The sequence below is a fragment of the Streptomyces sp. Ncost-T10-10d genome (assembly GCF_900091955.1).
Classification (GTDB): domain Bacteria; phylum Actinomycetota; class Actinomycetes; order Streptomycetales; family Streptomycetaceae; genus Streptomyces.
Genome location: NZ_FMDF01000073.1, coordinates 29,234 through 52,381 on the forward strand (window position 1 = coordinate 29,234; position 23,148 = coordinate 52,381).

The 23,148-nt window shown below is 69.8% G+C and carries 18 protein-coding genes and 1 pseudogene; 9 read left to right on the forward strand and 10 right to left on the reverse strand.

Annotation, left to right across the window (positions count from 1 at the left end; translation table 11 throughout):
- The first annotated feature begins 69 nt into the window (after positions 1 to 69).
- Positions 70 to 969, forward strand: coding sequence for a D-alanyl-D-alanine carboxypeptidase family protein (locus GA0115254_RS10360; protein ID WP_176740059.1), 900 nt, complete (start codon positions 70 to 72; stop codon positions 967 to 969).
- 90 nt (positions 970 to 1,059) lie between these two features.
- Here GA0115254_RS10360 and GA0115254_RS10365 read toward each other — a convergent pair whose 3' ends face one another.
- The 5 genes from GA0115254_RS10365 to pdhA all read right to left on the reverse strand — a co-directional run bounded on the left by GA0115254_RS10365 (position 1,060) and on the right by pdhA (position 5,612).
- On the reverse strand, positions 1,060 to 1,449 hold the full coding sequence (locus GA0115254_RS10365) for a VOC family protein (protein ID WP_093894984.1): 390 nt from the start codon (positions 1,447 to 1,449) through the stop codon (positions 1,060 to 1,062).
- A 40-nt stretch (positions 1,450 to 1,489) separates the two neighbouring features.
- Positions 1,490 to 1,966, reverse strand: a complete 477-nt coding sequence (locus GA0115254_RS10370) for a dihydrofolate reductase family protein (protein WP_218105524.1) — start codon at positions 1,964 to 1,966, stop codon at positions 1,490 to 1,492.
- Between the two features lie 70 nt (positions 1,967 to 2,036).
- A complete protein-coding gene (locus tag GA0115254_RS10375) occupies positions 2,037 to 3,446 on the reverse strand; it encodes a dihydrolipoamide acetyltransferase family protein (RefSeq protein WP_093894986.1) in 1,410 nt (469 codons plus the stop codon).
- Positions 3,447 to 3,456: 10 nt separating this feature from the next.
- A complete protein-coding gene (locus GA0115254_RS10380) occupies positions 3,457 to 4,437 on the reverse strand; it encodes an alpha-ketoacid dehydrogenase subunit beta (protein WP_093894987.1) in 981 nt (326 codons plus the stop codon).
- Positions 4,438 to 4,439: 2 nt separating this feature from the next.
- Positions 4,440 to 5,612, reverse strand: coding sequence for a pyruvate dehydrogenase (acetyl-transferring) E1 component subunit alpha (gene pdhA / locus GA0115254_RS10385; RefSeq protein ID WP_093894988.1), 1,173 nt, complete (start codon positions 5,610 to 5,612; stop codon positions 4,440 to 4,442).
- Positions 5,613 to 5,952: 340 nt separating this feature from the next.
- Here pdhA and GA0115254_RS10390 point away from each other — a divergent pair, with 340 nt between their 5' ends.
- From GA0115254_RS10390 to GA0115254_RS10400, 3 genes and pseudogenes are all read left to right on the forward strand, one after another.
- On the forward strand, positions 5,953 to 6,612 hold the full coding sequence (locus GA0115254_RS10390; RefSeq protein WP_093894989.1) for a response regulator: 660 nt from the start codon (positions 5,953 to 5,955) through the stop codon (positions 6,610 to 6,612).
- 175 nt (positions 6,613 to 6,787) lie between these two features.
- Positions 6,788 to 7,215 (forward strand): annotated as a pseudogene (locus GA0115254_RS10395) (pyridoxamine 5'-phosphate oxidase family protein).
- Between the two features lie 111 nt (positions 7,216 to 7,326).
- Entirely contained in the window at positions 7,327 to 8,319 is a 993-nt protein-coding gene (locus GA0115254_RS10400) for a phosphotransferase (RefSeq protein WP_093895158.1), read from the forward strand.
- 25 nt (positions 8,320 to 8,344) lie between these two features.
- Here GA0115254_RS10400 and GA0115254_RS10405 read toward each other — a convergent pair whose 3' ends face one another.
- On the reverse strand, positions 8,345 to 9,967 hold the full coding sequence (locus tag GA0115254_RS10405) for a protein kinase domain-containing protein (RefSeq protein WP_093894990.1): 1,623 nt from the start codon (positions 9,965 to 9,967) through the stop codon (positions 8,345 to 8,347).
- A gap of 294 nt (positions 9,968 to 10,261) precedes the next feature.
- Between GA0115254_RS10405 and GA0115254_RS10410 the strand changes: the two genes are divergently transcribed.
- The 5 genes from GA0115254_RS10410 to GA0115254_RS10435 all read left to right on the forward strand — a co-directional run bounded on the left by GA0115254_RS10410 (position 10,262) and on the right by GA0115254_RS10435 (position 17,920).
- Positions 10,262 to 11,914, forward strand: coding sequence for a protein kinase domain-containing protein (locus tag GA0115254_RS10410; protein WP_093894991.1), 1,653 nt, complete (start codon positions 10,262 to 10,264; stop codon positions 11,912 to 11,914).
- A 944-nt stretch (positions 11,915 to 12,858) separates the two neighbouring features.
- On the forward strand, positions 12,859 to 13,473 hold the full coding sequence (locus GA0115254_RS10420) for a PadR family transcriptional regulator (RefSeq protein WP_093894993.1): 615 nt from the start codon (positions 12,859 to 12,861) through the stop codon (positions 13,471 to 13,473).
- Positions 13,474 to 13,629: 156 nt separating this feature from the next.
- Complete coding sequence (locus GA0115254_RS10425; protein ID WP_093894994.1) at positions 13,630 to 14,409, forward strand: ABC transporter ATP-binding protein; 780 nt, start codon at positions 13,630 to 13,632, stop codon at positions 14,407 to 14,409.
- The gene (locus tag GA0115254_RS10430; RefSeq protein ID WP_093894995.1) at positions 14,406 to 17,252 is read left to right on the forward strand and encodes an FtsX-like permease family protein; all 2,847 of its coding nucleotides are present in this window, start codon (positions 14,406 to 14,408) and stop codon (positions 17,250 to 17,252) included. Before GA0115254_RS10425 ends, GA0115254_RS10430 begins: the two co-directional genes overlap by 4 nt.
- 119 nt (positions 17,253 to 17,371) lie before the next feature.
- Entirely contained in the window at positions 17,372 to 17,920 is a 549-nt protein-coding gene (locus GA0115254_RS10435; RefSeq protein ID WP_093894996.1) for a bacterial proteasome activator family protein, read from the forward strand.
- 115 nt (positions 17,921 to 18,035) lie between these two features.
- On the opposite strand, the gene GA0115254_RS10440 is transcribed toward GA0115254_RS10435, so the two are convergent.
- The 4 genes from GA0115254_RS10440 to GA0115254_RS10455 form a co-directional block, all read right to left on the reverse strand.
- Complete coding sequence (locus tag GA0115254_RS10440; RefSeq protein ID WP_093894997.1) at positions 18,036 to 19,022, reverse strand: NAD(P)H-quinone oxidoreductase; 987 nt, start codon at positions 19,020 to 19,022, stop codon at positions 18,036 to 18,038.
- Positions 19,023 to 19,187: 165 nt separating this feature from the next.
- A complete protein-coding gene (locus GA0115254_RS10445) occupies positions 19,188 to 20,324 on the reverse strand; it encodes a potassium channel family protein (RefSeq protein WP_093894998.1) in 1,137 nt (378 codons plus the stop codon).
- Entirely contained in the window at positions 20,282 to 21,949 is a 1,668-nt protein-coding gene (locus GA0115254_RS10450; protein ID WP_093895159.1) for a molybdopterin molybdotransferase MoeA, read from the reverse strand. Before GA0115254_RS10450 ends, GA0115254_RS10445 begins: the two co-directional genes overlap by 43 nt.
- A 263-nt stretch (positions 21,950 to 22,212) precedes the next feature.
- Complete coding sequence (locus tag GA0115254_RS10455; protein ID WP_093894999.1) at positions 22,213 to 23,061, reverse strand: NTP transferase domain-containing protein; 849 nt, start codon at positions 23,059 to 23,061, stop codon at positions 22,213 to 22,215.
- Positions 23,062 to 23,148 lie beyond the last annotated feature (87 nt).

Here is a 23,148-nt window from a genome sequence, read left to right on the forward strand (position 1 = left end):
CCTCATGAGTCTCACCACCGAGCGGCACCCTCATGTGGCCGCATTCCAGGGGCATTTGGAGCGTTCAAGTTGAAAATCGGCATTAAGGGCATAAACCGCGTTTCCGCCACTGCCACCGTGGCTCTTACCGCGGGTGCCGTCATCGCGGGCAGCGTGTTCGCCTCCACGGCGCAGGCCGCCACGCCGCCCACTCCCACGATCACCGCCAAGGGCGGTTACGTGATGAACAACGGCACCGCGAAGACCCTGTTCACCAAGGCTGCGGACACCCGTCGCTCCACCGGATCCACCACCAAGATCATGACCGCCAAGGTCGTCCTGGCGCAGAAGAATCTCAACCTGGATTCCAAGGTCACGATCCAGAAGGCGTACAGCGACTACATCGTCTCCAAGGGGGCCTCGTCGGCCCACCTGATCGTGGGCGACAAGGTCACCGTCCGCCAGCTGCTGTACGGTCTGATGCTGCCGTCCGGCTGCGACGCCGCGTACGCGCTGGCCGACAAGTTCGGCTCCGGCACCACCCGCGCGGCCCGCGTGAAGTCGTTCATCGGCAAGATGAACGCCCAGGCCAAGTCCCTCGGGCTGACGAACACGCACTTCGACTCGTTCGACGGCATAGGGAACGGCTCGAACTACTCGACGCCGCGCGACCTGACGAAGATCGCCAGCAGCGCGATGAAGAACTCCACGTTCCGCACGGTCGTGAAGACCAAGTCGACCAAGCAGAAGGTCACCACGAAGAGCGGTGGTTACCGCTACATGTCGTGGTCCAACACCAACGCGATGCTCAGCAGCTACAGCGGCGCCATCGGCGTGAAGACCGGTTCCGGCCCGACGGCCAAGTACTGCCTGGTCTTCGCCGCGACCCGTAACGGCAAGACGGTCATCGGCACCGTGCTCGCCTCCACGAGCGCGACCACCCGTTCCGCGGACATGAAGAAGATCATGGACTACTCCTTCAAGAAGTAGTCCCGCCGACCACGGCGGCACACGGAGAGGGGCCCCGCACCGCGCGGGGCCCCTCTCGCCGCTCTCCTGGCCTCTCCGGCCCGCCGACGCTCAGTCGAGACAGAACTCGTTGCCCTCGATGTCCTGCATATTGATGCACGACTCGTTCTCCTCATCGGCGTACAGCACGTTCAGGCACACCGCCCCGAGCGCGACCAGCCGATCGCGTTCGGCCTCAAGCACGGCCAGACGCTCCGCGCCTACGAGCCCGGTACCGACCCGCACGTCGAGATGCACCCTGTTCTTGGCGACCTTGCCCTCGGGAACCTGCTGGAAATACATGCGCGGGCCCTCACCCGTGGGATCGGCGCACACAGCCCATGATCCCTGTCCCTCGGAGGGCAGCGTTACGACGTACCCCAACACTTCGCACCAAAAGCGAGCGACGCGCTCGGTATCCGCGCAGTCGAAGGTGACCTGGAACTTCTTGACCGATGACATTGAGCCACCCTAACCTCTGCGGCTCAATTCCCTTTGAGAATTAATACGTTGACCAGCGGATCGGCGACGAACTCTCAGCAGGGAGCGCAGGTCGGACGCGCTCGTAGTGCAGGCCGATCGCGCCGTCCGTCAGCACGGTCGACTGAGCCAGAGCCCATGCCGAGGCGGGAATGCCCTCCTCGAACAGGCGCAGACCGGCGCCCAGCAGCATGGGGACGACCACGAAGCGCAGGTCGTCGATCAGGTCGGCGCGCGGCAGCGCCTGGATGACGCTCGCGCTGTTGACCACGAGGATGTCCCTGCCGGGAGTGTCCCGGAGTTCCTTGACCTCTGCCTCCAGGTCGCGGGCGATACGGAAGTTGGCCCAGCCGGCGAACGGCTGCCGGTTCTGCGCGAGGCGGCGGCCGACGAGTGCTACGGGCGGGGGCTCGTCATCGTCGCGCGGATCGCGGACCACTGGGGCGTCGAGCCGCGCACCGTCGGCAAGACCGTGTTCGCCGAACTCGCCCTGCGGCAAGGGCCGGACATGCCGATGGGCCCGCACGAAGTTCGCGCGGGCCCATCTCGTACACGTACCGCTGAAGCACCTACGCCCAGGTGATCAGGCGCTTCGGCTGTTCCAGGATCGCGGCGACGTCCGCCAGAACCTTGGAGCCGAGCTCGCCGTCGACCAGGCGGTGGTCGAACGACAGGGCCAGCGTGGTGACCTGACGGGGCTTCACCTTGCCCTTGTGGACCCACGGCTGGAGCTTGATCGCTCCGACCGCGAGGATCGCGGACTCGCCCGGGTTCAGGATCGGAGTGCCCGTGTCGACGCCGAAGACGCCGACGTTGGTGATCGTCACCGTGCCGCCCGCCATCGCGGCCGGGGAGGTCTTGCCGTCCCGGGCCGTGGAGACCAGCTCGCCCAGCGCCGCGGCGAGCTCCGGCAGGGTCTTGTCGTGCGCGTCCTTGATGTTCGGCACGATCAGACCGCGCGGGGTGGCGGCGGCGATGCCCAGGTTCACGTAGTGCTTCTGGACGATCTCCTGGTTGGCCTCGTCCCAGGCGGCGTTGACGTCCGGGTTCCGCTTGATCGCGACGAGGAGGGCCTTGGCGATGATCAGGAGCGGGTTGACCCGCACCCCCGCCATCTCCTTGTCCTCCTTGAGCTCCGCCACCAGCTTCATCGTGCGCGTCACATCGACGGTGACGAACTCGGTGACGTGCGGAGCCGTGAACGCGCTGCCGACCATCGCCTGGGCGATGGCCTTCCGTACACCCTTGACCGGGATACGGGTCTCGCGGGCGCCGGCCGACACGACGACGGCCGGAGCCTCGGCCTCGGCCACCGCCGGGGCGGCGACGGGTGCCGCTGCCTGCGCCGGTACGGGCGTCACCGCCGCGTGCACGTCCTCGCGGGTGATGATCCCGCCCTCACCGGTCGGGACGACCGTCGCCAGGTCGATGCCCAGGTCCTTGGCCAGCTTGCGCACCGGCGGCTTGGCGAGGGGGCGGCTGTCCCGAACGGCCACGGCGCCATGACCGTTCATCTCGCCCTGGATCGCGGCCGCGGCGGCGGGCACCGCGGTCGTGGCGCCCTTGCGGGCACGCCGCTTGGTCGAGCTCTCGGCGACGCCGTACCCGACCAGGACCGGCTGACGGCCCTTGGGGGCCTCCGGCTCCGACGGCTCCGGTTCGGCAACCGGCGCGGGAACAGCGGCCGGGGCCGCGTCACCGCTGCCCGGCGCCACGTCCACCGCGATGATCACCTGACCGACATCGACGGTCGTGCCCTCGGGGAAACGCAGCTCGTGCACCACCCCGTCGAACGGAATCGGCAGCTCCACAGCCGCCTTGGCCGTCTCGACCTCGCACACGACCTGGCCGTCGGTGACGGTGTCGCCGGGCTGTACGTACCACTTGAGGATCTCGGCCTCGGTCAGTCCCTCGCCCACGTCGGGCATCTTGAACTCTCGGAAGCGAGCAGCGTTGGAAGTGTCGTTCATCGTTGTCACGCCCCAGTCCTCAGTACGCCAGCGAGCGGTCGACGGCGTCGAGCACACGGTCGAGGCCCGGCAGGTACTCGTCCTCCAGCCGCGCCGGCGGGTACGGGGCGTGATAGCCGCCGACCCTGAGCACCGGTGCTTCCAGGTGGTAGAAGCAACGCTCGGTGATCCGGGCGGCGATCTCGGCGCCGGAGCCGTAGAACACCGGCGCCTCGTGGACCACGACGAGCCGGCCGGTCTTCTCGACCGAGGTCCGGATGGTGTCGAAGTCGATCGGGGACATCGAGCGCAGGTCCAGGACCTCGATCGACTTGCCCTCCTCCTGGGCGGCCGCGGCCGCTTCCAGGCAGACCTTCACCATCGGGCCGTACGCGGCAAGCGTGAGGTCGGAGCCCGTACGCGCCACCGCGGCCCGGTGCAGCGGGCCGGGGATGGAGTCGGTCTCGACCTCGCCCTTGTCCCAGTAGCGGCGCTTGGGCTCGAAGAAGATGACCGGGTCGTCGCTCTGGACGGCCTGCTGCATCATCCAGTAGGCGTCGCTCGCGTTCGAGGGCGAGACCACCTTCAGGCCCGCGACGTGCGCGAACAGGGCCTCGGGGGACTCGCTGTGGTGCTCGACGGCGCCGATGCCGCCGCCGTACGGAATCCGCACGACGACCGGCAGCTTGATCTTGCCGAGCGCCCGGGCGTGCATCTTCGCGAGCTGCGTGACGATCTGGTCGTACGCGGGGAAGACGAAGCCGTCGAACTGGATCTCCACGATGGGCCGGTAGCCGCGCAGGGCCAGGCCGATCGCCGTACCGACGATGCCGGACTCGGCGAGCGGGGTGTCGATCACCCGGTCCTCGCCGAAGTCCTTCTGGAGTCCGTCGGTGATCCGGAAGACCCCGCCCAGCTTGCCGACGTCCTCACCCATGATGAGGACCTTGGGGTCGGTGTCGAGGGCCTTGCGCAGCGACTCGTTGAGAGCCTTCGCAATGGACATCTTTTCCATGGCCATGGCTAGTTGCCCTCCTCGGCGAACGATGCCTGGTAGGCGGCGAACTGGGCGCGCTCCTCGTCGACGAGCGGGTTCCCGTCGGCGTAGACGTGGTCGAAGATCGCCATCCGGTCCGGATCGGGCATCGCCCGTACCGCTTCACGCACCCGCTTGCCGAGGGCTTCGCTCTCCTCCTCCAGCGCGGTGAAGAACGCCTCGTCGGCGGCCTGCTGCTTCTCCAGGTAGGCACGCAGCCGCAGGATCGGGTCCTTGGCCTCCCAGGAGGCCCGCTCCTCGTCCGCCCGGTACTTCGTCGGGTCGTCGGAGGTGGTGTGCGCGCCCATGCGGTAGGTGAACGCCTCGACGAGCGTGGGCCCCTCCCCCCGGCGGGCCCGCTCCAGCGCCGACCTGGTGACGGCCAGACAGGCGAGTACGTCGTTGCCGTCGACCCGGACGCCGGGGAAGCCGAAGCCCTGCGCGCGCTGGTAGAGCGGGACGCGGGTCTGCTTCTCGGTCGGCTCGGAGATCGCCCACTGGTTGTTCTGGCAGAAGAAGACGACCGGGGCGTTGTAGACCGCGGAGAAGGTGAAGGACTCGGCGACGTCTCCCTGGCTGGAGGCACCGTCGCCGAAGTACGCGATCACGGCCGAGTCCGCGCCGTCCTTGGCGACGCCCATGGCGTAGCCGGTGGCGTGCAGGGTCTGCGAGCCGATGACGATCGTGTACAGGTGGAAGTTGTTGGTGTTCGGGTCCCAGCCGCCGTGGTTCACACCGCGGAACATCCCGAGCAGATTCGTCGGGTCGACGCCCCGGCACCAGGCGACGCCGTGCTCGCGGTAGGTCGGGAAGACGTAGTCGTCGTCGCGCAGGGCCCGGCCGGAGCCGATCTGGGCGGCCTCCTGGCCGAGCAGCGAGGCCCACAGCCCCAGCTCGCCCTGACGCTGGAGGGCGGTGGCCTCGGCGTCGAAGCGGCGGGTCAGGACCATGTCCCGGTACAGACCGCGCAGCTCGTCCGCGGTCAGGTCGATCGAATAGTCCGGATGCTCCACGCGCTCGCCCTCGGGCGTCAGCAGCTGTACGAGCTCGGGCTCGGAACTCTGTGGCGTCTTCGCGGACGTCTTCGCGGTCGTTTTCACGGCGCTGGTCCGCTTGCTGCTGCGTCGCGGTTTGCGCGCGGCAGTGCTCTCCACGGTCACGTGCGTGCTCCTCCGTCGGTCCGGCCCCCGGGGTCTGCCGGGAAGCCAGTGCGGCTCGCCTGTGTCCGCACCCGTGCACGGGGTGGGTGCCGCTCGGTCCGGGAACAGGCGTGACAGGTGCCCCGGCGAGCGCCCTGCCAAAAGCACGTTACCCAGTACGCCGCATAACTGCGAAACCCTATCTGACCTGCGATTTTGCTTGGATTTCCAAGTAAATCGAAAAAGTCGGGAACTCTCGCTGGTCACAGCACTGGGAACAGCCTTGCAGGCCGCCGGAACAACGGCACGTTATCCCGCCGTTCGGCGGCAGGGAAGAGGCGAGTGTGTGAGACTGCGTTTTGTGCGCGAACAAGGAAAAATCACTGTTTTTCTGCTGGACGACCATGAAGTCGTCCGGCGCGGGGTCCATGAATTGCTCTCGGTCGAGGACGACATCGAGGTCGTCGGCGAGGCCGGCACGGCGGCGGACGCACTGGTCCGTATCCCCGCGACCCGGCCCGATGTGGCGGTGCTCGATGTGCGGCTGCCGGACGGGAGCGGGGTGGAGGTCTGCCGGGAGATCCGCTCCCAGGACGAGAACATCAAATGCCTGATGCTGACCTCGTACGCCGATGACGAGGCGCTCTTCGACGCGATCATGGCGGGCGCGTCGGGATACGTGCTGAAGGCGATCCGCGGCAACGAACTGCTGAACGCGGTAAGGGACGTAGCGGCCGGGAAGTCGCTGCTGGACCCGGTGGCGACCGCCCGGGTGCTGGAGCGGCTGCGCGACGGCAAGAAGAGCCGGGGTGAGGACAAGCTCGCCGGTCTCACCGATCAGGAGCGCAAGATCCTCGATCTGATCGGGGAGGGGCTGACGAACCGGGTGATCGGCGAGCGGCTGCACCTCGCCGAGAAGACGATCAAGAATTATGTCTCCAGTCTGCTCTCCAAGCTGGGCATGGAACGGCGCTCGCAGGCCGCGGCGTACGTGGCCAGGCTGCAGGCGGAGAAGGGCTGAGCGCTGCGTGGCGACAGGGCCATGAGGAGCTGAGCGCCGCGTGGTGACAGGGCCGGGACGTGCACGGAGCGACCGCGGCCCTCGGCGATCCGGCGCTCTTTCGGGACTTTGGTCCCGGACCACCTGGGGCCGCGGCCTCTTTTTACGGCCTCCCCCGTGGCGGAGAGTGGAGAGCATGCCCTCCGAGGAACTCCACGCGATCGAACTGCTGGCCCGCGTCCAGTACGGCCGACTGGCGACGAGCATGCGGGCCCTCCCGATACTGGCGGTGGCCCGCCACATCGTGGTCGACGGCCGCGTCGTCCTGCGGATGCACAGCGGCCTCGGCTACCACGAGGCCTGCGACGGCACGGTCGTGGCGTACGGAGCGGACAACTTCAACGCCGCACCCTCGGGGGACGACGGCGAGCTGTGGTCCGTGCAGTTCACCGGCCCCGCCGAGATCGTGCACCCGACCCCCGAACAGCGGGAGCGCTTCGGTGCCACCCCGTCCAGGTGAACGGGGAGCCGTTCGCCCCGGCCTACCTGGGGGTCGACCCGCACTTCGTCTCTGCGCACACTCTGGGCTTCCACGCAAGTCAGACGATCCGCAACGCAGCGTGATCTAACATCTGGCGAGTGCCGCGCTCATCTGTAACCCTTCCGTCTGCTCCGCCGGCCGGCGAGGTGCTGTGCTCGTCCGTGCCCCGTCCGCCCGTTCCTCCGGTGGACGAGGTGCTGCGCCGCTATCCGGATGCCGGTGAGCCCCTCACCTGCAAGCCCGTCACCCAGGGCCTGCTCAACCACGGCTACCGCGTCTCCACCACCCGCGGCTCCTACTTCCTCAAGCATCACCTCGACGACTCCACCGGCGACCGCGCCACGATCGTCCGCCAGCACCGCGCCACCCAGCGGCTGCAGTCACTCGGCGTGCCCGTCGCGCCGCCCGTGGAGGACACCGAGGGCGACACGGTCACGGAGATCGGCGGCCGGTGCTACGCCCTGCACCCCTGGGTCGACGGACTGCACCGGGCCGGCGCCCAGCTCACCGCCGCCCAGTCGCAACGGCTCGGAGCGCTGCTCGGGGCCGTGCACACCGGGCTCGAACAGGTCATGGAGGCGGGCGCGGGGCTCGCGGGGCGGTCCGGCGGCCACCGGAGCCCCGACCCCGCCGACACCTTCACCCTGATCGACGACCTGCTGGCGGCCGCGCGCGGGTGCCGCCCCCGGGACTCCTTCGACGAGCTGGCCGAGCACCGCCTCCTGGAGCGGCGCACCCTGCTGGAACAGCATGCCGACCGCAGGCCGCCCACCCCCGACATCCCGGCCACGGGCTGGGTGCACGGCGACTTCCACCCACTGAACGTCCTCTACCGGGACACGGACCCGGTCGCGATCCTCGACTGGGACCGGCTGGGGGTCCAGCCGCGCGCGGAGGAGGCGGTACGGGCCGCGGCGATCTTCTTCGTACAGCCGGCCGGGAAGCTGGAGCTGGAGAAGGTACGGGCGTACGCGGGGGCCTACCGGCGGGCGGCCGGGGCAGGGTCGGCGGAACTGGCCGCAGCGGTGCACCGGGTGTGGTGGGAGCGGCTCAACGACTTCTGGATACTGCGCTGGCGATACTGCCTGCACGACCGAAGGGCCGACCCGCAGTTCCCTGCGGTGTCGGCCCTGGCGGTCTGGTGGACGCGTGAGTACGAGGCGGTGTGCGAGGCGTTCACGGGGTGAGGCCGCCCCGTGAACGATCGCGGGGTCACGGAGTGGCAGCGCCCGCGGCGGTGCCTGCCGTGCCCGCAGTGGTCCCGGCCGCCGTGCCGGTGCCGCCGTCGGCCGTACCCGTGCCCCCGTCTGCTGTCCCGGTACCGCCGTCGGCCGTCCCCGTACCGCCGTCGGCCGTGCCGGTGCCCCCGTCAGCCGTCCCGGTACCGCCGTCGGCCGTGCCCGTACCGGCATCGGTGCTGCCACCCGTGGCCGGTGTGGACGGCTCGGTCGACGGCGGCTCGGACGACTTGCTCGGGGTGGTCGACGGAGAGTAGGAGTGCCGCGGCGGCGGCGCGTCCTGCTGGTTGCCGGTGGAGTTCTCCGGCAGCTGGTTCTGCTCGCTCTGCCTGTCGCTCGGCGAGGGCGAGCTGTCCGACTCGGACGGCGAACTGGAGGTCTTCGTGGGCGTCTTCTCGCGTTGGTCGCCGTTGCCGTTCGCCGCGTTCACGGCGATGGCGACACCGGCCCCGATGGCGATCAGCGCGAGCACGACGAACAGCCACAGCTTGCCGCGGCCGCCGCCGCCCTGGTGTCCACCTTCGTAGCCGCCGTCGTCGGGGTTCATCGGAGGCAGGATCGGGCCCTGCGAGGTGTCCCCGTGCTGCGGATGGTTCATCGCCATCGTGCCCCCGGCGATGCCCATGGCCGGGGTGTGTCCGCCCTCGTGCATCGCGACCGGGCCGGTGTTCCACGTACCCGTGTGGCCGCCCTGCACCTGAAGCATCTGCAGGCCGTACTGGACGAGGCCGCGCATCTCCTCGGCGCTCTGGAACCGGTCGTCCGGGTCCTTCGCGAGCGAGCGCATGACCAGCCCGTCCAGCTCCGGCGGCACCGCGTCCAGAACGTCGGACGGCGGGACCGGAATGTCCTGTACATGCTGGTACACCACGGAGAGCGGCGTCTCACCCGTGAACGGGGGCCGCAGCGCCAGGAGTTCGTACAGCAGGCAGCCGGTGGCGTAGAGGTCGGAGCGGTGGTCGACGGCCTTGCCCAGCGCCTGCTCGGGGGAGAGGTACTGCGGCGTGCCCATGACCATGCCGGTCTGTGTCATCGTCGACTGCGCGCCGTGCAGCGCACGGGCGATGCCGAAGTCCATCACCTTGACCGCACCCGAGTTCGTGATGATCACGTTGGCGGGCTTGATGTCACGGTGCACGATGCCGTGCTGGTGCGAGTACGCGAGGGCTTCCAGCACCCCCGAGACGATGATCAGCGCCTGCTCGGGTGGCGGGGCCTCGGCATTGAGCAACAGATCGCGGATGGTGCGGCCCTCGACGAGCTCCATCACGATGTAGGGGACGGTCTGGCCGCCCACGACGTCCTCGCCGGAGTCGTACACGGCGACGATCGCATGGTGGTTGAGGCCCGCGACCGACTGTGCCTCGCGCGTGAACCGGGCCTTGGAGACCGGGTCCTCGGCGAGATCGGAACGCAGGAGCTTGACCGCGACCGTACGTCCCAGCCTGACGTCCTCGGCCGCAAAGACCTCCGCCATGCCGCCCCGGCCGAGCCGGTGGGTCATCCGGTAACGTCCGTCACCGACGACGCCGCCGATGCCCCAGGAGTCGGTGCCATCCGAAACTCCGCCGCCGTTTGCTTCGGATTCGGGTGCCATCAGTCCTCGCCGTCGTATCTGTCCGCGCGTCCGCGGGTTCTCACGGTGTCTAGCTGCATTGCCACGTCACGCTACAGCCTCTTCCGGACACACTGTTTCCGAGAGGGACGGGTCATCCAACCGGCCGGCGTGCCGCGCGCGCAAATTCCATGCGGTTCCTGTAACGCTTCCGAGACGCTTCTGTGCGTAGGGTCACGGAACGGGCACCTGGCTTGACGTGTCGTACCCCTCGGGCAGACTTGGCGCGTAAATAGGGATCATCGCGTCAGTCGCGCGCCGAGGGGGAAGCAAGTCATGAGCCAGGACGGCGCACACGGCGCTCAGGGGCGCTACGCGGGCGGTTCGGTCGCCGGCGGCCGGTACCAGCTTCGCGACCTGCTCGGCGAGGGTGGGATGGCGTCCGTCTATCTGGCGTACGACTCCGCACTGGACCGCCAGGTCGCGATCAAGACGCTGCACACGGAGCTGGGCCGTGAGCAGTCCTTCCGTGAGCGGTTCCGGCGCGAGGCGCAGGCCGTTGCCAAACTGCAGCACACCAACATCGTCTCGGTCTTCGACACCGGCGAGGACGAGCTCGGCGGCGCGCTGATGCCGTACATCGTCATGGAGTACGTGGAGGGGCAGCCGCTCGGCTCCGTGCTCCAGGCGGACATCCGGAATTACGGTGCGATGCCGGCCGACAGGGCGCTCAAGGTGACGTCCGACGTACTGGCCGCACTGGACACCAGCCACGAGATGGGCCTGGTCCACCGCGACATCAAGCCCGGCAACGTGATGGTGACCAAGCGCGGTGTCGTGAAGGTCATGGACTTCGGCATCGCCCGCGCCATGCAGTCGGGCGTCACATCGATGACGCAGACCGGCATGGTCGTCGGCACCCCGCAGTACCTCTCCCCCGAGCAGGCCCTGGGCCGCGGGGTGGACGCGCGCTCCGACCTGTACTCGGTCGGCATCATGTTGTTCCAGCTGCTGACCGGACGCATCCCGTTCGACGCGGACTCGCCGCTCGCCATCGCGTACGCGCACGTCCAGGAGGAGCCCGTCGCGCCCTCGACCATCAACCGGTCGATCACCCCGGCGATGGACGCGCTCGTCGCCCGCGCACTGAAGAAGAACCCGAACGAGCGCTTCCCGAGCGCCGCGGCGATGCAGGACGAGATCGCGCGCGTGCTGAACGCGAGCGGGCAGACGGGCGCCCCGGTGATCGTCGCGGGCGGCGGCGCGCCGTCGAACAGCGGATCGGGCGTCGGCTCGGCGGTCTTCCCGCCGGTCGACCAGTCCACCCCGGCGCCGCAGAACGTCCAGACGCCGTACCAGCCGGGCCCGTACCAGTCCGGCGCCCAGTCGGGGCCGTACGGTCCCCCGACCCCGGCGCCCGCTCCGGCTCCGTCGTACGGCTATCCGCAGTCGGCTCCGGCATATCAGAGCCAGGCGCCGATGTCCCCGATGCAGCAGCAGACCCCGCCGCCCTACACGATCGCGCCGCAGACGCACTCCGGCTCCGGCGTGGGCGGCTCCAAGCGGAACATGCCGGTGATCGTGGGCTCGATCGTGGTCGCGCTGATCGCGATCGGCGGTCTGATCACGGTGCTCTCGCTGAAGGACGATTCGGGTTCGGGCGGCGGAACCTCCGCGAACGAATCGCCGGCCGCGAGCGAGCACAAGGATCCGGAGCGGAACCGGACGATGAAGACCGAGGACTGCACGGACGCGATGGAGGACACCGACGACCCCGAGAAGGTGGACGCGCCAAAGTTCTTGTACAAGGACTACCTCTCCGCAAAGGCCTGCGCGGATGCGGCGGGCTGGAGCATCAAGAAGATCAAGGTGCCGGGGAACGCGTACGCGGAGGACCAAGTCATCGACCAGTTCCCGACCTCGGGAACTGCCATACCCAAGACGGGCGCCCACTTCGAACTGCGCGTCGCGACGGGTGACCCGGCCTGACCGGGCGTGTACATGGGCACCCGAAGGTGACGGCCCGGTACATGTGAGGGCGGGCTTTGCGGTCCGCATGCACATGACGGCGCATTCCAGGGTCACTTATGTCCGAGATGCCGGACATGCCGTCACGTGTGACGCTGCCCTCATGGCTCCAGGACTTCTCCCTTCACGGCCCACGAGGTGCGTGGTCTGTCTCATATTCTCGGCGGGCGCGGCGCTGGGGGGCGCAACCGGTGTGGCCCACGCGGACCGGCGCGCCCCCGGTGGGACGCCGGGTGCGACCGGCACCTCGGTGACGCCGCCCACGACCGCGTCGGCCGGACCTTCCGCACCGCCTTCCGTCACCCCTGGCGTCGAACCGTCAGGCAAGGGTTCGATCACTCCTTCGGCCGCAGCCTCGGCCACGCCGACGACCACTCCCTCGGGGGGCGTCTCGGCCGCCCCTGCACCTCCGGCACCCCCTCCGCCCTCCGCCCCGGCCTCCGGCTCCCCCTCGACCTCGCCCCCCGCCGCCGCGAACGCGGGGTCGCCGCCTCCCGAAGCGCAGCCCCCGCTCGCCGGGCGTGAGGCCGGGGAGGGGCGGCCGCGGCCCGGGCGGCAGCTCCCGCCGTGGGAGCTCACCCCAGCGGACAGTTCGTTCGACGAGCCCGACCCACGGCCCGCGGCAACCGACCCGGCGCCGGTGAACGCCGTGACACCGGCGGCGAGCACATCCCCCGAGATCGGCCGACTCGCTCCGCAGGCCGGCGACGGGCCGTCCGTGCAGCGGGTGCAGCGGGTGCAGCGGGTGTCTCTGGGCGCGGGAATCGCACTGATAGGACTGGGGCTGGGCTTCCTCGCATTCCGTTTACGCCGCCCGAACTGAGACGAACCACAGCCTCCCACCAGCTCCCACAGGCTCCGGCCGAGGTTTGCGTCGAGCAGCATACCCGGTATACATACTCAGTATGTCGATCCGTCACGGGCTACTGGCCCTGCTGGAACGGGGGCCCCGATACGGCTCCCAGCTCCGTACCGAATTCGAGTCGCGCACCGGCTCCACCTGGCCGCTCAACGTCGGCCAGGTGTACACGACGCTGAGCCGGCTGGAGCGCGACGGCCTGGTCGCCCAGGACGACGAGGACGAGCAGGGACACGCGCTCTACGCGATCACCGACGACGGCCGCACCGAGCTGCGGAGCTGGTTCGAGACGCCCGTCGACCGCAGCAACCCGCCCCGCGACGAGCTGGCCATCAAGCTCGCCATGGCGGTCGGCGCGCCCGGTGTCGACATCCGGGCCGTCATCCAGTCCCAGCGCCACCACACCGTGAAGGCGATGCAGGACTACACCCGCCTCAAGGCACAGGCCCTCGCCGATGTCCCGGCCAACCGCGACGAGGTCGCCTGGCTGCTCGTAGTCGAGCAGCTGATCTTCCAGGCGGAGGCCGAGGCCCGCTGGCTGGATCACTGCGAGTCCCGGCTGGTACGCCTCGCCGAGGCCGCCGCCACGGAGCCGGAGCCCGAGGTACGTACAGCCAACCGCTCCCCGGCCCGTACCGCCCGCCCACGCGCCCGGCGCTGACCACCGGCCACCCGGAAACCGGCACTGTCCTCAGACCATTCACGTACGCACCGGGCGCCGCCGACGGACTGCCACGTACGCACCCGGCACGGCCACGAACCGCTTCGGGGCCCGTCACCGGTCCCACAGAACCGTTCCAAGGGGGAACCACCCACCATGTCCTCGCGCGCCCCGTCCCGATCCGCGTCCTCGTCCGGTTCGCCGCTGTCGGTCGACGCACCGGTGCTCGAACTCCGAGCGCTCACCCGCACCCACGGCACCGGCATCGCCGAGGTGCACGCCCTGCGTGGCATCGACCTCTCCGTGCGCACCGGTGAACTCGTCGCCGTGATGGGCCCCTCCGGCTCCGGCAAGTCCACCCTGCTGACCATCGCGGGCGGTCTCGACACCGCGACCAGCGGCCAGGTCATCATCGAGGGCCAGGACATCGCCGGCCTCGGCCGCAAGGGCGTCGCCGCCCTGCGCCGCCGAAGCGTCGGCTATGTCTTCCAGGACTACAACCTGATCCCGGCGCTCACCGCCGCCGAGAACATCGCCCTGCCGCGCGAGCTCGACGGGGTCTCCGTGCGCAAGGCCCGCAAGGAGGCGCGGGCGGCGCTGGAGGAGTTGAAGCTCCTGGAGATCGCCGACCGGTTCCCGGACGAGATGTCCGGCGGCCAGCAGCAGCGCGTCGCGATCGCCCGTGCGCTGGTGGGGGACCGGCGCCTCGTGCTCGCCGACGAACCGACCGGGGCACTCGACTCCGAGACCGGCGAGGCCGTGCTCGCACTGCTGCGCAACCGCTGTGACCGGGGCGCGGCCGGTGTGATGGTGACGCACGAGCCGCGGTACGCCGCCTGGGCGGACCGGGTCGTGTTCCTCCGGGACGGTTCGATCGTCGACCAGGCGCTCACCGCCGACGCCGACTCGCTGCTGGCCGCCGAGGGCGCCAAGTGAGCGTCTTCACGGGCTGGCGCGCCTCCCTCCGCATAGCCAGGCGCGACGCGATGCGCGCCAAGGGCCGCAGCGCACTGGTGGTCGCGATGATCGCGGTACCGGTCCTCGGCGTCACGGCCCTCGATGTGACGTACCGCAGCATGACGCCGACCGTCGCCGAGCAGCTGACCAGCAAAATGGGATCCGCCGACGCACTGTTCAGCGACGCGATGATGGGGCCCATCGAGCAGCTCCCCGACGGGGAGATCAGCCACATTTACATGGGCGTGGACGGCGCACCGCCCGTGGAGAACGTCGACCCGGTCGACGTCAGGACGACGTTCCCCAAGGGTTCGCGGGCGATCAGCGTCCAGTCCGTCCCGGCGAGTGTCACCACCCGGTACGGCGTCACGAACACCGACATCGTCGAGGTCCGGACGTCGGACACGATGGTCCGCGGCAAGATCGACCTCGTACGCGGCACCTACCCGCACGGCAAGGGCGAGATGGCCGCCACCGAGCCGTTCCTGAAGGCGACCGGACTGCACGTCGGCTCGACCACCACCGTGCGCAACTCCGGCCGGACGTACACCATCACCGGCGCGGTCGAGCTGCCCAGCGAGCTGAAGACCGAGGCCCTCTACGCCGAACCCGGTGCGGTCATCGCGCCGTGGAAGGACAGGGCCGACCACGACAAGAAGGTGCTTCCGCCGAACGCCGGGATCACGGAGTGGCTGGTCAAAGGCCCGGCAGGAGTGGGCGTGACCTGGCCGCACATCATGGAGGCCAATAAGTCGGGCGTGCTCGTCACGTCCCGGCAGGTCGCCCTCGACCCGCCGCCGGACTCCGAGGTCCCACTGACCGCCAGGAACCCCCGCATCGCCGACAGCGGCTCCGGAGAGCTCAGCACAGCACTCATCACCGTGATTGCCATGGCGGTCCTGGAGATCGTGCTGCTCGCCGGTCCGGCCTTCGCGGTCGGTGCGCGCCGCTCCCGCCGCCAGCTCGGCCTTCTCGGCACCTGCGGCGGAGACAGGCGCCACGTGAGGGCCGTGGTGCTCGGTGGCGGTCTGGTGCTCGGTGGTATCGGAGCGGTGGCGGGTGTCGTGGTCGGCCTCGGGCTCACCGCGGCCCTCCAGCCCGCGATCGAGAACTGGGCCGGAAACCGGTTCGGCTCTCTCTCGATGCCGCCGCTGGAGTTGCTGCTCATCGCCGCGATCGGTCTGATCACCGGTTTGCTGGCGGCATTCGCCCCGGCACTCGTGGCGAGTCGGCAGTCCGTATTGGATTCGCTCACCGGACGACGCGGCGTCCGCCGCTCCTCACGGGTTCTGCCCGTCCTGGGCGCCTGCGTGCTGGCGTTCGGTGCCGCGATCGCCCTCTACGGGGGCACCAGCGGGAATTCGACACTGGTCGCCGGCGGCTCGATGGTCGCCGAACTCGGGCTGCTCGCCTGCATCCCGGTGATCGTCGGCTTCCTCGGGCGGCTCGGCAGGAGGCTGCCTCTCTCGCCCCGGATGGCGCTGCGCGACGCCGCCCGCAACCGCGGTCGTACCGCTCCCGCCGTCGCCGCGGTGATGGCGGCGGTCGCGGGTTCGGTGGCCATCGCCACGTATACATCCAGCCATTCCGCGGAGCTCGAGTACAACTACACCCCCTACATCTCCGAGGGGACCATCGTCGTCTCGTCCTCCGACGAGAAGGCGGCCGAGCACCTCCCGCTGGCACGGACGGCGGTGGAACGGAACATGGCCGTCACCAGCGGGCACGCGGACTTCCGACGGGTCTGGGCAGGCAGTGACTGCAACAACTACGAGGAGAACCACTGCGGCTCGCTGGAACTGGTCAAGCCCACCGGCAAGGCCCACAGCTGCCCGCTCACCCGCAAGGGAGCCAAGGAACTCGCCGCACGGCTCTCCGCCGACGAGCACAGGAAGCTGATGCGTTCCCCCGCCTGCCTCACCGACCTGATGGCGTCGGGCCTCTTCAACGCCGATGGGAGCAACATCGTCGTCGCGGACGCGGCCCTGCTCGACACGTACGTGAAGCTCGACGACCCCGCAGCCGCCAAGGCACTGGCCGCGGGCACACCGGTGCTGCTCAACCCGGTGTACGCGGAGAACGGCGAGGTCACCGTCAAGGCGGTCCACCAGTACAGCGAGAAGGACAAGAAGTACGGGAAGCAGCACCCGGGCAAGGCACGGACCACCATGGACAGGCTGAAGGTGTACGTGGCCCCCGCGAAGTACGCCGCCACCCCTGGAATCCGCATGATCCTTCCGGAGAAGACCGCTGAGCGGCTGGGCCTGCACACCAGGGCGTCCGGGAGCGTGTATGCCGTCGCCCATGCGCCGACGGCCGCCGAGGACCAGCGGGTTTCCGGTGCCATCGAGCAGGCCGGCGGCGGCATCTGGGTGCAGTCCGATTACGGCCTCAGCCGGGAGCAGGACAGCATCCTGCTGATCCTGACCCTGTTCGCCGGCGTGGTGACCCTGGGCGCGGCCGCGATCACTACGGGGCTGGCCAAGGCGGACGCGGAAGCCGATCTCAACACTCTCAGCGCGGTGGGTGCCCCTCCGAGCGTGCGGCGGAAGCTGTCCGGCTTCCAGTGCGTGGTGGTGGCGCTCACGGGTGTGGTTCTCGGCACACTGGCAGGCCTGGTGCCCGCGGTGGCGCTGCGCCTCGTAGATCTGCGGGAAGCTCTGAAGTCGATGCGGCTCGATCCCACGCAGTCGGCGTACACGCCGATCGTGCTGCCCTGGACGACCATCGGTCTGCTCGTCGTGTGCATTCCGCTGCTGGCCGGGGTGCTCGCGGCGGCGTTCACGCGCTCGCGCCTGGCGCCGGCACGGCGGGCCGGTTGATGACACGGGCGGTGCGGTCAGTGGCCTGACCGGTTGATTTGGTGCCCTCGAGAACGGTGGATCAACCGTTTGCGGGGGCACCACCGTGTTGTGCGGTAGGTATACGAGACAATGGCGCCATGGAGATGCCGAGGAATGAACGGTCGCAGGAGCACCCCCAAGTCCTCGTGGTGGGGCAGGACGGCATGGCGATCGGCGGCGGTGGCACTGACGACGAATCGCGTGAGGTCCCGGTGACGGAGATGGTCGAACAGCCCGCGAAGGTCATGCGCATCGGCAGCATGATCAAGCAGCTCCTGGAGGAGGTCAGGGCGGCTCCTCTCGACGAGGCGAGCCGGGTCAGGCTCAAGGAGATCCACGCAAGCTCCGTGAAGGAGCTGGAGGACGGCCTCGCCCCGGAGCTGGTGGAGGAGCTGGAGCGGCTCTCCCTGCCCTTCACCGATGAATCGGTGCCCTCCGAGGCGGAACTCCGCATCGCACAGGCCCAGTTGGTCGGCTGGCTGGAGGGCCTCTTCCACGGCATCCAGACGGCGCTGTTCGCCCAGCAGATGGCGGCGCGGGCCCAGCTGGAGCAGATGCGCCGCGCCCTTCCGCCGGGGAGCGGGCACGAGGACGAGGACGGCAGCGGGGATCATCACGGGGCCATCCGGTCGGGCCCGTATCTCTAGTCCGTACATCGCAATCGGTTCGTACACCTCGATCACGTAGCAACACCGAGGCCCGGCACACATGGTCGACGACCTGTGTACCGGGCCCGTTGCGTGTGCTCGGCGGGGGCGCGCGTCAGCCCGCGGGGGTCTGCAGAAGCACCTTCCCGATGTGTGCGCTGGACTCCAGCACCCGGTGAGCCTCGGCGGCATCGGACATCGGCAGCGTGCGGTCCACGACCGGCCGGACGACACCGTCGGCGATCAGCGGCCAGACGTGCTCGCGCACGGCAGCGACGATGGCGGCCTTCTCGGCGAGCGGACGGCCACGTAGCGAGGTGGCGGTGATGGCGGCCCGCTTGTTCAGGAGGGCACTCAGATTCAACTCGCCCTTGACACCGCCCTGGAGGCCGATGATGGCAAGCCGGCCGTTGACGGCAAGTGCCTTCACGTTCCGGTCCAGGTACTTCGCACCGACGATGTCGAGGATCACATCCGCACCGGCCCCGTCCGTCGCCTTGCGCAGCTCCTCGACGAAGTCCTGCTCCCGGTAGTCGATCAGGATGTCGGCCCCGAGCTCCGCACAGCGCGCGAGCTTCTCCGGTCCGCCCGCGGTCACCGCGACGGTTGCGCCCACGGCCTTGGCGAGCTGGATCGCCATCGTGCCGATGCCGCTGGACCCGCCGTGCACCAACAGCGTCTCGCCAGGGCGCAGATGGGCCACCATGAACACGTTCGACCAGACCGTGGCCGTCACCTCGGGCAGCGCCGCCGCCAGAGCCAGGTCGACTCCGTCTGGTACGGGCAGCAACTGCCCGGCGGGTACGGCGACTCTCTCCGCGTAACCGCCGCCTGCGAGCAGCGCGCAGACCTCGTCGCCGACCGACCAGCCGGTGACACCGGGCCCGATCGCCGAGATGCGGCCCGCGCACTCCAGGCCCGGGTACGGGGAGGCGCCGGGCGGCGGGCTGTAGAACCCTTGCCGCTGCAGCACATCGGCTCGATTGACCGCGCTGGACACGACATCGACGAGAACCTCGCCCTCGCCGGCCACCGGATCTGGCACCTCGGCCCATACGAGCGCTTCGGGGCCGCCGGGTTCGGGGATCGTGATCGCATACATGCCGGCGAGGCTACTCCGTGGCGTGGGCCGGGCGACGTGATGACTCCGGGAGGCCGGGCGACACGATGAGAGCGGGCCGGGCGACACCGTGGCCGGCGGGCCGGGCCGACGGAAGCGAACCGTGCCGACGCGATGCCTGGGCCACAGGTGCGGCGCGATGTCCTGCTACGGGCGCGGCGTGCCCGTAGCAGGGTTGCCCGGCGGTGGTTCGTTCGAGGCACGCACAATGGTGATCAACCGGTCCGTCAACTGCAGTGGACTGGCAGCCGGATCGTCGTATCCGATCAACCGATGCCCCCGCAACACGCTGACCACGAGATCGTCGGTCTCCCGGACGCTCTTGCCCACCTCGGCCTTTATCACCGGTCGTTCGACGAGATCGAGACCGCTGCCCTGCTGGATCAGGTCCTCCATCACCGTGCCCGCGCTGGGGCTGAGGACGGAGAGGCCGAGCAGCCGGCCCGCCGCGCTGGCGCTGGTGATCACAGCATCAGCGCCGGACTGCCGGAGCAGCGGGGCGTTCTCCTCCTCGCGCACCGCGGCCACGATCTTCGCGCCGCGGTTGAGCTGGCGCGCCGTCAACGCCACCAGCACCGCCGTGTCGTCGCGCTGGGTGGCGATGATGATCTGACGCGCCTTCTGGAGCTCTGCCCGCAACAGCACCTCGCTGCGCGTCGCATCGCCGACCACACCCACGAACCCTTCGGCGTTGGCGATCTCGATCACCTTGGTCGCCGGGTCGACGATGACGATCTGTTCCTTCTTCAGGCCGGTGGCCCGCAGGGTCTGGATGGCCGAACGGCCCTTCGTGCCGAAGCCGACGACAACGGTGTGGTCACGCAAGTTGGTTCTCCAACGCTTCAGCCGAAAGTCCTCCCGGGTCCGTTCCGTAAGGACCTCGAGAGTGGTGCCGACCAGGATGATCAGGAAGAGCACCCGCAGGGGTGTCACGAGCAGCACATTGGTGAGCCGGGCACTGTCCCCGTACGGGGTGATGTCGCCGTAGCCGGTGGTGGAGAGCGTGACCGTCGCGTAGTACACCGCGTCCAGCAGGTCGACGTTGTCATCGGCGGCGTCGTGATATCCACCGCGGTCGAGCCAGACGATCAGCACGGTGACGGCAAGCACTATCAACGCCATCATCAGCCGTTTGGCGACCTGCCGCGCCGGTCCTTGGACGACCCTGCGCGGGAGCTCCACCCGCGTGGGCGCGACATGCTCGTCGGCGCGCCTGGCCATCGCATCGTGGCCGGGAAGTTTCACGTGAAACACCCTTCCGTCCACGGCGTCGCCGAGGCCCACGGCAAATCGAGGATCTCCACCTCGGTGCCGGACCGTACCCCGCCCGGTGGTACGACTGCCAGCCCGTCCGCCGCGGCGATTCCTCGGAGCATCGCCGGACCGTTGTAGTGCAGCGGTACGACGTGCTCGGCGCCGCTGCCGGTTCCCGTGTCGCTGAGGCAGCCGACGCTGTCGCCGGCACTGCCTGCGCGGTGGACGACAGGCACCAGGCGGGTGTCGTGGGGGTGCCCGTGCACCTCGTCCCGCACGACGACCCGGTACGGCGTCTCCGGCGCATGGCCGGCCAGACCGCGGAGCAATGGCTCGGCGAGTGTGAGGAGCCCGGAGACGGCGGCCAGGGGATTGCCGGGCAGTCCGACGAGATACGGGCCCGCGTCCGACCCCTCCGTCTTGAGCCTGGCCAGCAGCATCGGGTGACCGGGGCGGACCGTGACGCCATCGACCAGCAACTCGGCCCCGATCTCGGCAAGGACCGGGTGGACGTGGTCGACGGGGCCCGAGGCGGTACCGCCGGTGGTGATGACCAGGTCGGCGTCCGAGGTGGTGAGGGCGCGCCGGAGGGCCGCGGCATCGTCGCCGAGGCGCTGCGGGGCGGAGACCTCAGCGCCCAGCGCTCGCACCCAGGGGCCGATCATCGGGCCCAGCGCGTCGCGGATCAACCCGTCGTGCGGCAGACCGCTGGTCAGCAGTTCGTCACCGAGGACGAGGACATCGACGCGAGGGCGGGGGACAGTGACGAGCTCGTCGTACCCGGCAGCGGCGGCCAGACCGAGAACAGCGGGCGTCACCAAGGACCCGGCGGGCAGGAGCTGATCGCCGGAACGGCATTCCTGACCACGAGGCCTGATGTCCTGTCCCGGGAGCACCCGCCGCTTCGCGTGGAGCAGCCCCCTGGCCTCGTCCACGTGAGCGTGTTCGCTGCGGATCACGGCGTTGGCGTCCGCCGGGATGCGGGCGCCGGTGGCGATCCGTACGGCGTCGCCGTCGGGGAGCGTGGCGGGGGTGCTGTGCCCGGCGAGGATGCCCAGATCCTGGCCTGGGCGCCCCGCACCCGTGTCCCCGGAACTCTTCTCCTCTCCTGCTTCTTCGACCTCGCGGATCGTCCACGGACCCGGTCCGGTGACGACCCAGCCGTCCATGGCGGAGGTGTCGAAGGACGGCAGGTCGGTGAGCGCGACGAGCGGCTCGGCGAGCACGTGTCCGAGCGCATGATCGAGGGGGAGTCGCCGCACGCGGACGGGAGCGTTCCGGCCCGACCGCGCGGCGAGGGCGCGCGCCTCCCGCCAGGCTGCAGCCCGCCTGTGCCGGTCACGCCCGTGGGGCCGGTCGTCGCTCCGGTTCGGCGACTGGGGCGGGGACTGGGATGCGGACGCAGATCTTTCCGTGGGGTGGGGCCGGTCCGTGGCGTTCGACTGCCCCGAGGACCCGGGGTCCATGAAGTGGAGCTGATCCGCGGACTGAGGCCGACGTGCGGGGTGGAGCTCACCTGACGACTGGCGCCCGACCAGAGCGAGGGCCTGTTCAACAGCCCGGTCCTCCTCGGCAGCCCGCAACTCCTGCGGATTCGGGCCCCGACCCGCCGTCGCAGGACGGTCGCTCGCCGCGCACAAGCCGCCCCCCGACAACGGGTTGGCCGCCGAAGACGAACCGACCGTCGAGGATGAGTTGGTGGCCGATGGCCGATCGTCCGCATCCAGTCCTCGGTCGGCCGACGCCGGACGGTCACGGGCCGAAGGCCCGACACCTGCCGGGGGCGCCACGTCCGCCGCTGGCCCGACGTCCGTCGACGCAACGTCGGCCGCCGAGGGCCCGACGTCCGCTGAGAGCCCGACGTCCGTCGACGCAACGTCGGCCGCCGGAGGTGGGTCGGACCTGCCGTTACGGACTGTCATTGCGTCTCGTTCTCGTCCGCCCACCGAAGTGCGAGTGCGGCAGCCTTGCGGGCGGCCTCGGCCACCGCCGCCGGTCCGTCGCCGTCGCTGCTCGCCTTCGCCGCCGCGTACCCGACCAGGAAGGTCGTCAGGGGCGCGGCGGGCCGGGCGACGCCGTGGGCGGCGTCACGGGCGAGATCGAGCAGGACATCGGTGTCGACATCGAGTTCGATGCCCAGTTCGTTCTTGACTGCGGTGATCCATTCGTCCAGCACGGTCCCATGCTCTCTGATCCGAGCCCGGGCCGACGCAATGTCCTCCCAGGTGTCGCAGTCGAAGGAGGCGAGGGGGCCGGCCTCCACCCGGGCAAGGTCGAGTTCATTCGTCAGCAGCCGCAAGGGGAGTCCGGACAGACTGCCGTGCTCGGTGGCGAGCAGGGCGAGCTCGCGGCGTAGTGGTTCGGCACGGTACACGGCGACGAGGGGCTGGTCACGACCGCCCTGATCGGTGCACAGGGCCCCCTCCTGCTGCCCCTCACCGGCGGCGGCCAGCAGCGCTCCGATCGTGCCCTCCCGGAGGAACGGCAGATCGGCGGAGAGTACGAGAACCCAGTCCGCGACGGTACGCCGGACCCCGGCGTCGAGCGCGGCCAACGGGCCGCCGCCCTGCGGTTCTTCTCGCGTCCAGGTCACTGCGCGCACGGTGGGCCGCCGCCCGCCCACCACCACGGTGGTCGAGGCACCGGCGCAGGCCGCCAGCACCCGGTCGAGCAGCGCCCGGCCACCGACCCGGATTCCAGGCTTGTCGGCACCGCCGAGCCGCTTGGCGGCCCCCCCGGCAAGAACGATGGCGTCATACGCGGTCATGCATCCGAGTATGCGGGCCGCAGCCTCCCGTTGGTCCTCCCGGTCCGCAATCCAGGATCAGTGAGTGAAGGATCAACGGGAGCCTGC

Bases quoted from the DNA above. Each gene is read 5' to 3' on its own strand.
- GA0115254_RS10365 (WP_093894984.1), bottom strand. From the start codon at position 1,449: ATGTCATCGGTCAAGAAGTTCCAGGTCACCTTCGACTGCGCGGATACC.
- GA0115254_RS10380 (WP_093894987.1), bottom strand. From the start codon at position 4,437: ATGGCCATGGAAAAGATGTCCATTGCGAAGGCTCTCAACGAGTCGCTG.
- GA0115254_RS10405 (WP_093894990.1), bottom strand. From the start codon at position 9,967: ATGGCACCCGAATCCGAAGCAAACGGCGGCGGAGTTTCGGATGGCACC.
- GA0115254_RS10410 (WP_093894991.1), top strand. From the start codon at position 10,262: ATGAGCCAGGACGGCGCACACGGCGCTCAGGGGCGCTACGCGGGCGGT.
- GA0115254_RS10420 (WP_093894993.1), top strand. From the start codon at position 12,859: ATGTCGATCCGTCACGGGCTACTGGCCCTGCTGGAACGGGGGCCCCGA.
- GA0115254_RS10425 (WP_093894994.1), top strand. From the start codon at position 13,630: ATGTCCTCGCGCGCCCCGTCCCGATCCGCGTCCTCGTCCGGTTCGCCG.
- GA0115254_RS10435 (WP_093894996.1), top strand. From the start codon at position 17,372: ATGGAGATGCCGAGGAATGAACGGTCGCAGGAGCACCCCCAAGTCCTC.
- GA0115254_RS10440 (WP_093894997.1), bottom strand. From the start codon at position 19,022: ATGTATGCGATCACGATCCCCGAACCCGGCGGCCCCGAAGCGCTCGTA.
- GA0115254_RS10455 (WP_093894999.1), bottom strand. From the start codon at position 23,061: ATGACCGCGTATGACGCCATCGTTCTTGCCGGGGGGGCCGCCAAGCGG.